11 protein-coding genes are annotated in these 13,099 nt (G+C 64.0%); 7 read left to right on the forward strand and 4 right to left on the reverse strand.

Translation table 11 applies throughout. The features are described 5' to 3' along the window. Nucleotides 1-281: 281 nt before the first annotated feature. From AC3WP6_RS05295 to AC3WP6_RS05305, 3 genes are all read right to left on the reverse strand, one after another. Nucleotides 282-3,176, reverse strand: a complete 2,895-nt coding sequence (locus tag AC3WP6_RS05295) for a TonB-dependent receptor plug domain-containing protein (protein WP_492626750.1) — start codon at nucleotides 3,174-3,176, stop codon at nucleotides 282-284. 222 nt (nucleotides 3,177-3,398) lie between these two features. Next, on the reverse strand, nucleotides 3,399-5,510 hold the full coding sequence (locus tag AC3WP6_RS05300; RefSeq protein ID WP_492626751.1) for a M13 family metallopeptidase: 2,112 nt from the start codon (nucleotides 5,508-5,510) through the stop codon (nucleotides 3,399-3,401). A gap of 106 nt (nucleotides 5,511-5,616) precedes the next feature. After that, nucleotides 5,617-6,501, reverse strand: coding sequence for a LysR family transcriptional regulator (locus AC3WP6_RS05305; RefSeq protein ID WP_492626752.1), 885 nt, complete (start codon nucleotides 6,499-6,501; stop codon nucleotides 5,617-5,619). 79 nt (nucleotides 6,502-6,580) lie between these two features. Here AC3WP6_RS05305 and AC3WP6_RS05310 point away from each other — a divergent pair, with 79 nt between their 5' ends. Then, a complete protein-coding gene (locus AC3WP6_RS05310) occupies nucleotides 6,581-6,988 on the forward strand; it encodes a CidA/LrgA family protein (RefSeq protein WP_492626753.1) in 408 nt (135 codons plus the stop codon). Beyond that, complete coding sequence (locus AC3WP6_RS05315; protein WP_492626754.1) at nucleotides 6,978-7,667, forward strand: LrgB family protein; 690 nt, start codon at nucleotides 6,978-6,980, stop codon at nucleotides 7,665-7,667. Before AC3WP6_RS05310 ends, AC3WP6_RS05315 begins: the two co-directional genes overlap by 11 nt. 193 nt (nucleotides 7,668-7,860) lie before the next feature. Here the strand turns inward: AC3WP6_RS05315 and AC3WP6_RS05320 are convergent, their stop codons facing one another. After that, a complete protein-coding gene (locus tag AC3WP6_RS05320) occupies nucleotides 7,861-9,648 on the reverse strand; it encodes a M14 family metallopeptidase (protein ID WP_492626755.1) in 1,788 nt (595 codons plus the stop codon). Nucleotides 9,649-10,252: 604 nt separating this feature from the next. Here AC3WP6_RS05320 and AC3WP6_RS05325 point away from each other — a divergent pair. From AC3WP6_RS05325 to AC3WP6_RS05345, 5 genes are all read left to right on the forward strand, one after another. Beyond that, complete coding sequence (locus tag AC3WP6_RS05325) at nucleotides 10,253-10,573, forward strand: DUF4145 domain-containing protein (RefSeq protein ID WP_492628638.1); 321 nt, start codon at nucleotides 10,253-10,255, stop codon at nucleotides 10,571-10,573. Nucleotides 10,574-10,632: 59 nt separating this feature from the next. Next, nucleotides 10,633-11,022: a hypothetical protein gene (locus AC3WP6_RS05330; RefSeq protein WP_492626756.1), complete on the forward strand. Its 390-nt coding sequence runs from the start codon at nucleotides 10,633-10,635 to the stop codon at nucleotides 11,020-11,022. Nucleotides 11,023-11,115: 93 nt separating this feature from the next. Further along, complete coding sequence (locus AC3WP6_RS05335; RefSeq protein ID WP_492626757.1) at nucleotides 11,116-11,619, forward strand: hypothetical protein; 504 nt, start codon at nucleotides 11,116-11,118, stop codon at nucleotides 11,617-11,619. 68 nt (nucleotides 11,620-11,687) lie between these two features. Then, a complete protein-coding gene (locus AC3WP6_RS05340) occupies nucleotides 11,688-12,050 on the forward strand; it encodes a DUF3775 domain-containing protein (RefSeq protein ID WP_492626758.1) in 363 nt (120 codons plus the stop codon). Nucleotides 12,051-12,124: 74 nt separating this feature from the next. Then, entirely contained in the window at nucleotides 12,125-12,622 is a 498-nt protein-coding gene (locus AC3WP6_RS05345; protein ID WP_492626759.1) for a TspO/MBR family protein, read from the forward strand. Nucleotides 12,623-13,099: the final 477 nt, after the last annotated feature.

Consider the following 13,099-nt stretch of genomic DNA (forward strand, 5'->3'; position numbering starts at 1 on the left):
CGGCGCATCAGGAGCTGGGATTCGAGATGGGGGATTCGGGATTCGGAAAAGCCGCATCGTGCGAGCTGCAAGGCTCCTGTCGGTCAGGCTTCAGTCCGACCCACGCCTACCTCACAAAAACAGCATCCCCACGCGCACCACGCTTTCGATCTGCCGAATCCCGAATCCCCCACTCTCCAATCCCGGCTCTCTGCCCAATCCCGAATCCCGTATCCCCAATCTCGACCGCAAACAAAAGCCGCCTTGCGGCGGCCTTTGTCTGCAGCGCAAAACGAACGCGTTCAGAACTTCACGTTGGCCTGCAGGTAGGTGAAGCGGCTGGGCAGGTCGTAGCTCGATGCATCGTAACCGTTCAGCGAGCACGACACGCACACCGGCGGCTCCTTGTTGAACAGGTTGTTGATGCCGGCGGTGATCGTGAGGTCGAGCGTCACCGGCACCTTCCAGCTGGCGCGGAGGTCGCTGTAGCTCACGTCGGAGAGATCATGCGTGCCGTCCGGACGGTTCGGCGTGATCTCGTTCGGGTGGTTGCAGATCGGGAAGCCGGCTGCCCCCGCGCAGTTCTCCTTGAGGCCGCTGCGGTAGCGCAGGGTGTAATCCACCACCCAGGCGCCGCGGGCCCAGCCGATGTTGAGGTTGGAGTTGAGCCGCGGGATCGAGCTGTCGTTGACCTCGATGCCGACCGTGCGCGGCTCGACCTGGCCGGAGGCGTTGCGGGCGGTGTACTGGTCGACGTAGGTGCTGCTCCAGTTGGCGTGGAACTGCCCGATGTCGGTTTGCGGCCCGCGCCATGCGACGCTGAAGTCGTAGCCGTCGGTGTGGATGGTGCCGAGGTTCTGCAGCTCGTTGGCAAAGCCGTCGATGTTGCCGGTGGCGTTGCGGTGGATGCCGGTGCACGCAGCGGAGGTCAGGCTGCCGCTGTCGACGCAGCGGTTCAACTGGGTTTGCGCATCCGGGGCCTGGATCGCCTGATCCAGGTTGATGCGGTAGTAGCCGAGCGTGAAGTCGAGCTTGGACGACCATGGCACGTTGGCCGCCCAGCTCGGGCTGTACACCGCGCCCAACGTCAGGCTGCGCGAGGTTTCCGGCTTGATCGCGCGGTTGCCGCCGGTGCGCACCGAGATCTGCGGGTTGGACTGCTGGTAGGTCGCCGGTACCCCGAGTGCCGCGCAATTGGCGGCGGTGGCCGGGTCCGCGATCGGACCGCTGCACGGGTCCTGCAGCGTGGCGTCAAAGCGTGCGGGCGTGCCAAACACCTCGCCGATCGACGGCGCACGGAAGCCCTCCGCCCAAGTTCCGCGCAGGGTGAGGTCAGGCACCACTTGCCAGCGCAGGCCGAACTTGTTGTTGGTGGTGTTGCCGAAGGTGGAGTAGTCGGAGTAGCGGGTGGCGGCGGAAAGATCGAGCGCGGTGACGCCCGGCAGATCCTTCAGCAGCGGGGCGTTGAGCTCGAGGTAGTACTCGTTGATCGAGTAGCTGCCGGAGGTGGGCAGTGACGGCACGCCGTTCGACTCGCCGGCAACGACCACCGCGTCGGGCTGGTACGAACCGCTGTAGTTGCGGTGCTCATAGCCGGTGGCGAACGCCAGCGGGCCGGCCGGCAGGTCGACGATGCTGCCGGAGAGGTTGGCCGTCCACAGGTTGATCTTGTTGCGGCTGGTGTCGTGCTCGATGTACTGGATGTACTGCAGCATCTGCGGCGTGAGCGTGCCGGGGCCGCCGAGCAGGTTCAGCGGTACGCAGCTGTCGGTGCAGTTGGCGAGCGGCCCGAGCCCGCGCTGGATGTGCGCGATGTTGTAGGTGCCGCGTACGGTCTGGGTGGCCTTGTTGTTGCCGTTGGCGTAGTTCACGTCCCAGTAGAAATCGCGCTCACCCACACTGAAAGCGCCCTCGAGGCCGGTGCCGAAGTAGGTGGTGTCCACGTCCTGGCGGTACTGGCGCGGGCCGCCTTCAATCGGACGCCGCGCCAGCAGAATGAAGTTGCCGGTGTTGGGGTCGGAGTTGAGCGTGTAGCCCAGCGGGTTCCACGGGTTGGTGGCGTCGATGTTGACGTGGTCGGCAAGGCTGCCGAGACCGGCGCCCGGGCCGAGGAAGATCGGTTCCGGCGCCGCCTGGTTCATCGAGGTGCGGTTGTTGTACAGGCCGCGGGCATACCAGGTGATGTTGTCGGTGAGTTTGTAGCGGCTGCTGGCGAACACGCTCTTGCGCTCGCTCGGCGTCAGCAGCAGGTTGCGCGATGCAAACAGATAGCGGTCGGCGGTGGTGAAGTGGTGGTAGTCGGCGGGGTAGTTCGGCACGCCGCTGACCGGCCCGTTCAGCGTGACGCTTTGCATCGTGCCGGCTGGGTCCACAAACATCAGGCGGCCGGTCGGTGTGGCCGAGCTGCAGTTGGAGAGCCCGGTGCCCGGCACGCACTCGGAGCCGGCCTGTGCCCAGTCCGCGGAGCTGATGGACTTCTGCTTCACGTAGCCGAAGTCGAGGAAATACTCGAAGCGGTCGCCCTTGTTGCCGAAGGAAAGATCGGCATTGGTGGTCTGCCCGCCGCGGCGCTGGTTGTAGGTACCGGCGTAGACCGTGGCCGAGCCGCCTGGCTGCGAGCGCTTGGTGATGATGTTGACCACGCCCGCGATCGCGTCCGAGCCGTACAGCGAGGAGGCGCCGTCCTGCAGGATCTCGATGCGGTCGATGATGCCCACCGGGATGGTGTTGAGGTCGACCGCGGCGGACACGCCCGAGGCCGAGCTTTCGTTCACCCAGCGGATGCCGTCCACCAGCACCAGGACGCGCTTGGCGCCGAGGTTCCGCAGGTCGAGCGTGGACGAGCCCGAACCCACGCCCGAGCCGTCTGGCGGAAACCCGAAGTTGCCGGCGGAGTTGAACTTGGTGTTGAGCCCGGAGCCGGAGGTGGTGAGCTCCTGCAGCACGTCGCCGATGCTGGTCAGGCCGGTGTTCTGGATGTCCTTGGAGGTGATGGTCACGACCGGCACTTGGGTCGCCATGTCGGCGCCCTTGATGCGCGAGCCGGTGACTTCCACCCCCTGCAATTGGGTAACGCTCTTCTGATCGGATGGCTGGGTGCCAGAGGCGTCCTGGGCCAAGGTAGGCAGCGTTGCGGCAGAGCCGAACGCAAGAATGAGTGCGGACGCAAGGACGTGGTGACGAAGTGTGGGTCTCATGACTGCTCCCCTAAGCGTGAAAACGCGTGGTCGTATTTGGTGCGGTACAGCGGCCCCCCTGGGCGGCCGGCAGGGGGCAATATAATCGTTTCGTAAAATAGCTGCCAGTACTTGCGCTTTTCGCGATGGTTTGCGGTGGATTGCGCACAAAAAAAAGCCGCGCATCGGCGCGGCGTCGAGCCCCGTGCGGCAGGCGCCTTGGCCTGCCGCGTGTTGCGGGGGTTACCAGATCTTCACTTGCTTGTCGCCCGAACGCACCATGGCGTCGCCCGGCTTGCACTGGAACGCCGAGGCAAATTGCGGCATGTCGGATGGTGCGGCGATGGCGCGGATCGCGATCGGCGAGTGCGGGTCGACGTTGAGCAGCATTTCTGCACGCTTCTCGCGCGTGCTGCCGCGCCACACCCGTGCCCAGTTGAGGAAGAAGCGCTGGTCTTCGGTGTAGCCGTCGATCTTCTGGTCGGCTTCGGTCGGGTCTTTCGCAAGCGCGGTCTGCAGCGCGTCGTAGGCGATGTTGAGGCCGCCCAGGTCGGCGATGTTCTCGCCCAGGGTCAGCTTGCCGTTGACGTGCAGGTCGGGTTTGCCGGAAATCGGCGCGTAGCCGTCGAACTGCGCCACCAGCTTTTGCGTGCGCGCGTCGAACTGCTTTTTGTCCTGCGGCGTCCACCAGTCCTTCTTGTTGCCGTCGCCGTCGAACTGGCTGCCCTGGTCGTCGAACCCGTGGCTGGATTCGTGGCCGATCACGGCACCGATGCCGCCGTAGTTGATCGCATCGTCGCCGTGCGCATAGAAGAACGGCGGCTGCAGGATCGCGGCCGGGAAGTTGATGGTGTTGGTGCTCGGGTCGTAATACGCGTTGACCGTCTGCGGGGTCATGCCCCATTCCTTGCGGTCGGTCTTCTTGCCGATATGGGAGAGGTCGTACTGGTAGTTGTACTTGCGCGCGGCCTGCAGGTTCGCGTACCAGTTGTCCGGCGAGATCGTCAGCCCGGACCAGTCGCGCCACTCGCCCTCATCCGGGTAACCGATCTTGGGCAGGAACTTGTTCCACTTGTCGATCGCCTTGGCCTTGGTGGCGGCGCTCATCCAATCCAGGTTCTTGATGCGGTCCTTGAGCGCGTCGCGCACGTTGGTGACCAGCACCTCGGCGCGCTGCTTGGCCTCGGGGGTGAACACCTTGGCCACGTACAGCTCGCCCAGGCCCATGCCCATCGCATGGTTCACGCCGCCCAGCACCTGTTTCCAGCGCGGCATCTGCTGGGGCTGGCCGGAGAGAGTCTTGCCGTAGAAATCGAACTTGTTGTCGCGGAACGTCTTGGACAGTGCGCTGGAGGCGCCATCGATGGTGTGGAAGCGCAAATAGGCCTGCCACTGGGCCGTCGGGGCGCTGGCGAGCAGCTGGTCGAAGGCAGCGAAAAACTTGGGCTGCGCCAGCGAGAAGCCCTGGTCGATGGTCACGCCCTGGGCCTTGAAGAACTGCTCCCAGTTGAAGTGCGGGGTGATCTTGCCGGCTTCCTTGACGCTGACGAAGTGGTACTGGTTGTCGAGGTTGCGCATCTCGGTCGGCGCCAGCGACGCCTTCGCCAGCGTGGTCTCGAACGCCATCACCTGGTCGGCCTGCTTCTTCGCGTCGACATCGCTGATGCCGGTCAGCTCCAGCGTCTTGGCGATGTACGCCACGTAGGCGTCGCGAATGGCCTTGAATTCCGGCTTGAAGTAGTAATCCCTGGTGGGCAGGCCAAGGCCGCCCTGCATGGTGAAGGCGATCTGCTTGGTGGCGTCCTTGAAATCCGCGCCGGAGCCGAAGCCGAACACCTGGCCGTCGCCATCGGCGGCGATCTGGTCGAGATAGCTCGCGATCTCGGCGCTGGTCTTCAGGCCATCGATCGCCGTGAGCTGCGGCTTGATCGGCTCGAAGCCGGCCTTTTCGATCGCCGCGTCGTTCATGCCCGACTCGTACAGCCAGCCGATCTTCTGCTCGACCGAGCCGGCCTTGGCGCCGTTGGCGTTCTTGGCCGCGGCTTCGACGATGTCGTGCTGGGTGTTCAGGCTCTTTTCGGCCAGCTCGGCAAATGCGCCCCAACTGGTGTGGTCGGCCGGGATCGGGTTGGCGGCCACCCACTTGGCATTGACGAAGTCGTTGAAGTCCTTGCACGCCTCGTCGCTGGCGCCGAGCTCGCTGACGTTGAACACATCCTTGGGCGCGGCGGCGCTGGCGACGCTGGCGGCTGGTGCCGGCGCCGGCGCGGCGGCCTGTTCCTGCTTGCCGCAGCCGGTCAGGGCAAGCGCGACGGCGGCGGCCAGGGCCAGCGGTTTCAGCAGCGGACGGATCATGGAATTCCCTCTCGTGAATGTTGAGTGCGACTAGGGCGGAGCGGCGTGCGCCGGTTCCGTGCAAAGGTCTACCCACGCTAGGCCGCGCCCGTGGGCGCGCACAGTGTCAAAGGTCAGGGGTGGTTGCGGCTACCAGCGCCAGCCACGCCTGCGCCGCCGGCGAAAGCTGGGCGCCCTTGCGCCAGGCGAGCACCATGCGCCAGCGCAGCTCACGTCCGGCCAGTGGCACCGCCACCACGCCGCGCAGCTTGCGCGAGTCGACCGTCAGCTTGGGCAGCAGCGCAATGCCGCCGCCGGCGGCGACCAGCGCCAGGATGAAATCCACCTGCGAGCTGCGCACGGTTTCGCGCGGCACGATGCCGTTGGCCTCGCACGCGGCGGCGATCAGCCGATTCAGCGCAAAGCCTTCCTCGAACAGGATCAGCGGCGATTCCGTCAGCCACGCAAAGCGAAAGCGCTTGGCCCCGGCGCGCGGGTGCGCCTGCGGCAGCAATGCCAGCATCGGCTCGTCGCGCACGGCTTGATAGGCGAAGCCGGCGCCAACCGGCAGCAGCGTGGCGGCGACGTCCAGCTCGCCATCCAGCACCGCCTGTTCGAGCCGGCGGCTGCCGTGCTCCATCAGATGGATGTCGATCTCCGGGTGCTGCTGGCGGAAATGCGCCAGCAGCGGCGCAAACAGCACGCTCGATCCCATCGGCGGCAGACCGAGGCTGAGCGTGCCGCGCTTGAGCCCCCGCAACGCATCCAGCTCGGCGCGCAGGCGCTCGTTGTCGGCCAGCGCTGCCAGTGCGTGGCGATGCACCAGGTTGCCGGCAGCGGTCAGGCGCACGCCGCGGCGTCCACGTTCGAGCAGGCGCGCGCCGCATTCTTCTTCCAACTGGGCCACCGCCTTGCTCAACGTGGGCTGGCTGGCGTGGGCGCGCGCACTGGCGCGGGCAAAGCCGCCGGCACGTACCACTTCGACGAAATAACGCAGGGCGCGGTAATCCATGACGTATGCCTTTGTGGAATCGTGAGGATGGAAACAATTCATTTCCATCATACGTTGCCACTGCGTAGGCTGCCCAGCCATGAACTCGCTGCACGCCCGCATCCGCCTGTTTTCCATGCGCCAGCCGCGCCTGGCGCTGGTGGCGCAGGTACTCGCGCTCACCGCATTTTGCCTGGGCTGCGATCGCTTCGCGCGCGCCGTCCATTTGCCGCTGCCGGGCAGCGTGCTGGCGCTCGGCGTGCTGCTGCTGTTGCTGGCCACCCGGGTGGTGCCGCTGGCCGACCTGCGCCGCGGCGCGGATTGGCTGCTGGCGGAAATGCTGCTGTTCTTCATCCCCGCGGTGATGGCAGTGTCGCAGCACACGGCACTGTTGCGCAGTGACGGGGTGCGCATCGTTGGCGTGATCCTGCTCAGCACCGTGCTGGTCATGACGGTCACCGCGTTCCTGGTGGATGCCGTGTGGCGGTGGCGCCGGCATGCACGCTGAACTGGTTTCCCTCGCGTGGCTGGCGGCCACGCTCGGCGGCTACTACGCGCTGAAGCCGCTGTACCGGCGCCTGCCGCGCTGGTGGACCTCGCCGCTGCTGACCGTGCCGGTGCTGCTCGCCGTGCTGGCATTCGCGTTCGGCATGAATTACGCCAACTACATGCGCGATACGCATTGGCTGCTGGTCATGCTCGGCCCGGCCACGGTCGCGTTTGCCTTGCCGATCTGGCGCTACCGCGGATTGATCCGCCGCCACTGGCCGGCACTCCTGGCCGGCATCCTCGGCGGCAGCGTGATCGCGATGGGCAGCGCGTGGCTCCTGGCCACGTGGTTTGGCCTGGGTGGCGAGGTGCGCCTGAGCCTGGTGCCGCGCTCCATCACCACGCCGCTGGCCATGCTGGTTTCCGCCGACATCGGTGGCGTACCCGAGCTCACCGCCTTGTTCGTCGTCATCACCGGCGTCGCCGGCGTGGCGCTGGGCGAGGTGCTGATGCGCTTCCTGCCGCTGCGCTCCAGGCTCGCGCGCGGCGCCCTGTTCGGCATGGGCGCCCACGGCGCCGGCACCGCCAAGGCCTACGACCTGGGGTCGGAAGAGGGCACGGTGGCCAGCCTGGCGATGGTGCTGGGCGGCTTGTTCAACGTGCTTGCGGCGCCCGGCGTGGCGTGGCTGGTGCGATAGGTCTTCGGCATGCGGCGGTTCGCGGCTCCCCCTCCCCCGGACGGGACTGCCGCATGCCGGAGTGTTGGCTTTCGCTCCCCCTCCCCTTTGGCGAGAGGGCCGGAGTGAGGGGGCGGGGACGCCATTCGTGCACGACCTGCGAGCGCTGTCCCCAAGGTGATTGCGCCGAGCAACTCGCAACCGACCGCAAGGTTCACGGCAGCGCCCGAAGTCGCGTCGCATCCAGCCGCAGCACGGGGTAGGCGCCGACCTCCTGCACCGCATACCACGGCGAGCGCTGGAAAAAGAAATCGAGTCGCGCCCGCGGATTGGCCGCAAATGCCGGGTCGGTCTGGAGCCGGTGTTCGAACTCACCGCGCAGCGCCGGGTTCTTCGCCAGCATGTCGCGCGCGAGCTGCTCCAGCACGCGCGGCTCGCCGTATTCCTTGGGCTCGAAGATCGCGTCGAGATAACCCCAGTGCAGCAGTGAGTCGGGTGCCTGCGGCTCCAGCAGCTCGATCGCCACGTTGGCTGCCCGCTGGTCGAGCGGCACGATCACCGAGCCGGGTGCAAGCGTGACCGTGCGGGTGACCGGCGCCATGGTGAGATCGCGCAGCATCAAGTGCCCCTCGAACGGGCGCCGTGCCCACTGCGGGTCATCCAGTTGATGGCCCTGCGCCGTGAGCGTGACCGGCTTCGTGGTGCGCCGATAGGCGATGCCGTGCGCATCCAGCCGGTCGATCACGGCCGTCCACTGTGCCGGCACCACATAGGCGGCGGGCGGAACGATGGAGACGTCCGGCAGCAGGCGGTTCCAGTCGGGAATGGTGTAAGTCTTCGGCGTGGTCGGGTCGTAACGGATCCACGGCGCATTGGAGATGTTGCTGTGGCTCAGCGTGTACGCGTAGCCCTTGAGCGTAACCGTGGTCGGTGCCGGATCGAGCTTGAAGGTGAGCGGCACCTGCGCGCCCGGTGTGGTCACGCGGGCGATGGTGTCGGCATCGGCCTTGGCGGTGGCGGCAAGCAGCGCGGCCGGATGCTGATCGATGTGCGCCAGCATCAGTTCGATCAGGTCATACGCCGCCTTCACCCGCACCGCGTACGGCTTCAGCATGTGGGTTTCGATCAGCAGCGCCGGGCGGTTTTGCAGTGCCGCGTAGCCGGTGGAAAAACGCGGGCCGGAGCCGAAATTGGTGATGCCCTTGGTCGGGTCGGCGGCGTCCTTGAATTCGAGATAGGGCGAAGCCAGATGGCCGCGCGCGTCGAACCGCGGCATCACCGCATCGGTGAGATGCTTCTGCCACGCAGTCACTGCCGGATCGAGCTTGTGCGGGTCTTCGGTGTACCAGGTCAGGTCGTACTGGTAATCGGCGCCGTCGGTGGTGTGCACGTCCACCAAGAAATCCGGCAGCCAGCGTTGCCAGAGTTTCAGCCAGGCGCGCATTTCCGGTGCATCGGCTTTCACGTAATCGCGGTTGAGGTTCAGGTACTGCGATTGCCCGCGATAACCCATCGACGCCGGGCCGTTCTGGTTGATGCGGTTGTACGGCGAAGCGTGCTCGTGCCCATCCACGTTGAACACCGGGATGAACACCAGCACCGCGTGGTCGAGCAGGTGAGGGTACTTCCGGGTGATGGCGACATCGCGCAGCAGCATCAGCCCGGCATCCTTGCCCTCGATCTCGCCGGGGTGGATGCCCGCCTGCACCAACACCACCGGCAGCCGCGCCGCGCGCGCCGCCTGCGGCGTGAACACCCCGCTGCCGCTGGCAATCACCACCGTCATCGGCCGCCCCTCCGGCGTGATGCCGAAGGTTTCCAGATGGATCTTGTCCGGCGCCGCCACGGCAAGGCGTTGCAGATATGCCAGCGTGTCCGCATAGCTCGGCGTGCTGCGGAACTTCGCGGCCTCCGCCGGCGTGGTCCAGTCGGTCGCCGGCGTCGCAGCGCCGGCAGCTCCGGCAAGGAACAGCCACGGCAGCGCGAGCAGCCACTTGGTCATGCGGTTTTCCCCCACATCACGAAACCGGACGATTGTCGCGGCAACGAGCCACGTGCGCGAGGCGACTTGTGGCAGGTGTGCGTGCGCAGCGGGTAGCCCCCCCTCCCCCCCCCCCCGCCATTGCCGTGCATATCCGCATATCCGAGGCAATAACCCATAACGGCCTCGTTTCGGGAGATATGCGCGGAAGACTGCTCCCTGTGCGCCGTCGTAAGTGGACGGCAAGTGCTTGATCTGCCTTGAAGTTCCAGCGCTTGACGCCCTCCGGTCAGCGTGGGAGCATCCGTGTTATTCCCCGGATTCGGGGTCTATTTGGCGTTAGCCGCAAGGAGAACCAATGCGTCTTGAGGGCCAACTCAGGTTACCCCGCTGCCCGCATTGCGGCGTCGATAGCCCAATGCTGCCAATGGTTCACCAGTTCGGAACTGCTGATGCGGCTGGAACTAACAAGCGAACTTGGCTCGTTTACTCTTGTCGTAGGTGCGGCGGCGCAATCCTTGCCGGAGGCGCTCAAGTTAATCAGCCCGTTCAAGAGATGTACCCTTCGAGTCGTGATGTCGACGAGTCTGTGCCAGATACACCGAAGCAATATCTGACGCAAGCCATGAACTCACGACACGCCCCAGCTGGCGCTGTGATGCTAGCCGCAAGTGCTGTTGATGCAATGCTCAAAGCAAAAGGCTACAGCGATGGGAGTCTCTACAGCAGAATTGATGGTGCCGCAGCTAATCACTTGATTACCAGCGAAATGGCCCTCTGGGCACATGAAGTCCGTCTTGAGGCCAATGGTCAACGTCATGCCGACGGGCAATTCACTCTGCCCAGTGTCGAGGACGCAAATCGTGTGATTGCATTCGCGGAGGCGCTGGCAGAATTCCTGTTCATACTTCCTGCTCGCGTTTCACGTGGCCGTACGGGCGGCTAACAATTCATTCAAGCCGACGCCGCGTCGCGGCGCGGCTTAATTCAGGCGTTAGGTTCTACATGCACATCGGACGCGCCACGCTATTCCCCCTCATCGCAAGCTGCCTCGCGCTGGTGGGATGCGGCAGCGATCAGGCAATCGTCTGGGCCACAAAAGCTGCTTCACCAAATGGACAACTTGTGGCATCTGCAGAAACCACACAGGTGGCTGGTCCCGGCACAGCTTGGGTGGGTACCTCTGTGTACCTTGAGCAAGCTCGTGTTGCGCATCCACTGCTCGTTCTCAGCTTTGCGAACGAATCGGCTTATCCACCGGGCGTGACAGCAGTTAATTTGCACTGGCTGTCTAATTCGAAGCTGGACGTTACGTATAAGTCCGGGGCCGCAATCGAGTTTCAGGCAATCAAGGCACTCGGCGTAACTATCACAATCAAAAAGCAGGGTGCTTAGGCGCAATGTGGTTCATGCGCAAAGGCAACCTAACTACTCGTTCAAGACGGACGGCTTCGCCGCCGCTTAACTCCAGCGTTAGAGATTAAAGACATGAAGCCACAGGAACTCATGACGCTAGCGCTACGTGTTTTGGCTGTTTTCATTGCCTCGCGAGCTATCGTCTATCTGGCTGATGCTGCCGTATTTGCGGTTGCGCCAGACCAAAATAAGGTCGGCCTGTCGTTTCCAGTCCTTGCGCTAATTTCTTTAGTCGGGCCGGCAATTGCGGCAATCGTCGTCTGGTGGTGCGCACCTTATCTCGCACGGCTGGCGGCGCGCGGTATCACCGACGTCCCGGTGGCTGCGCTGGACCAACAGTCAATCGTTGGTGCTGTGTTTGTCGCAGCAGGCACCCTCATATTCATCCTCGCGCTACCGGGTTTGGTTGGCAGCGTAATTCGTGCGTTTGGCCCGCCTGGGTCGTTCGCTTTGCCGTCGCTCGTTGCCAGCGTCGTACAGTGCATCCTTGGTGTAGTTCTCGTCGTAGGTGCGCGGGTAACTTCTCGGCTTCTGCTCCGTCTGCGTTATGCCGGAACCGGGGCGCATGGCCTCTAACCAGTCGTTCAAGGCGGACGGCTACGCCGCCGCTCAATTCCGGCGTTAGACTGCAATTGGAGATATCTGTGCAACTCAAAGAACTTACCGTTCGTGACATCCAAGATATTGTCAACATGGCAAGCGCCAGGGACGCAATTGATCGGCCTGAGGAGTACACGTTAGGCGAAGCTATCGACCCAACTGCTTGGAGTAGCTGGAGTCTGGCCACTGGGAAGTTAGTCGCCCGCATTGACGAGCTATCTCCAGAGGCGGTCGCGGAGTTGATGGCCGTTGCCTGGCTGGGTCGCGGTGATTCTGGTGACGACTTCAATGCCTTGGTGGCGCACGCTCATTCAAACTTGCGAGACGCCAGCAAGTATTTAGCCGCCAAGTCTCCACTTCACACCTACTTGCGTGATGGTGCAAAGAAAATCGGCGTTGCAGTCTAACCACTCGTCCAAGCGGACGCGCGAAAGGCCGCGCACCGCTTAACTCAAGCGTTAGGCAACAAACGGAGATTCGTATGGCGCCACAGTCGAAGCAACAGCAAATCCTCGGGCTCATCGGATGGCTCGTCGTGAGTTTCGCTGCGTCGGCCATTGGGGCGGTTGCATCAGTCCAGGCCGGCGCCTTTTACGGCCAGCTGGTGCAACCTTCATGGGCACCGCCATCTTCTGTTTTTGGGCCCGTCTGGACCGTTCTGTACGCCCTGATGGCGATCGCCGCCTGGCTGGTATGGCGCCGTGGCGGTGTACGCGCGAATCGCAACGCGCTCTCATTATTCTTGCTCCAACTCGCACTCAACGCACTTTGGAGCTGGCTCTTCTTCGCGTGGCACCGGGGCGGGTTGGCGTTCGCTGAGATTTTGGTGCTCTGGGTTCTAATTCTTGCCACTGTAGTGTCTTTCTGGCGCGTTCGGCCACTGGCGGGAGCCTTGCTCCTCCCGTATCTGTTGTGGGTGACCTTCGCGTCGGTGCTCAACTATTCCGTTTGGCGGCTCAATCCGCAGGTTCTGGGCTAGTCGCAGTGTTGCCTAACAATGCGTTCAAGCCGAAATTGCATCGCTACACCAACTACATGGCCGATAAAGCTTGCCATGTTGTCGGCTACGCGCTGCAATTCGGCTTAACTTGAGCGTTAGAGGGGTTCACTTTGGAGTCTCCGATCGCTGAACGAACTCTGGAAGCTGTGGCCGCCGATGGCACCCGGTTTATTCTCACGTTGCGAGTTGGTGCTGCCTATCAATCGAGCGACGTTTCATGGTCATGTCCCATCGAAGCCATAGGCATAAAAGAGCGTTTGCCCGACATAACGGGCATAGATTCCTGGCAAGCCACACAACTTTCGTTTCGTCTTCTATCGGATATTGCCGGTCACTTCGTTGAGCAAGGTGGCAAGCTTTTCTGGGCTGGCTCGCACGACTTGTTCGATCCGTCACACCTCTGGCGTTCCGGCTAGCCCTCTAACCAGTCATCCAAGCGGACGGCTGCGCCGCCGC

Source organism: Rhodanobacter sp. FW106-HT46G03 (assembly GCF_058789895.1).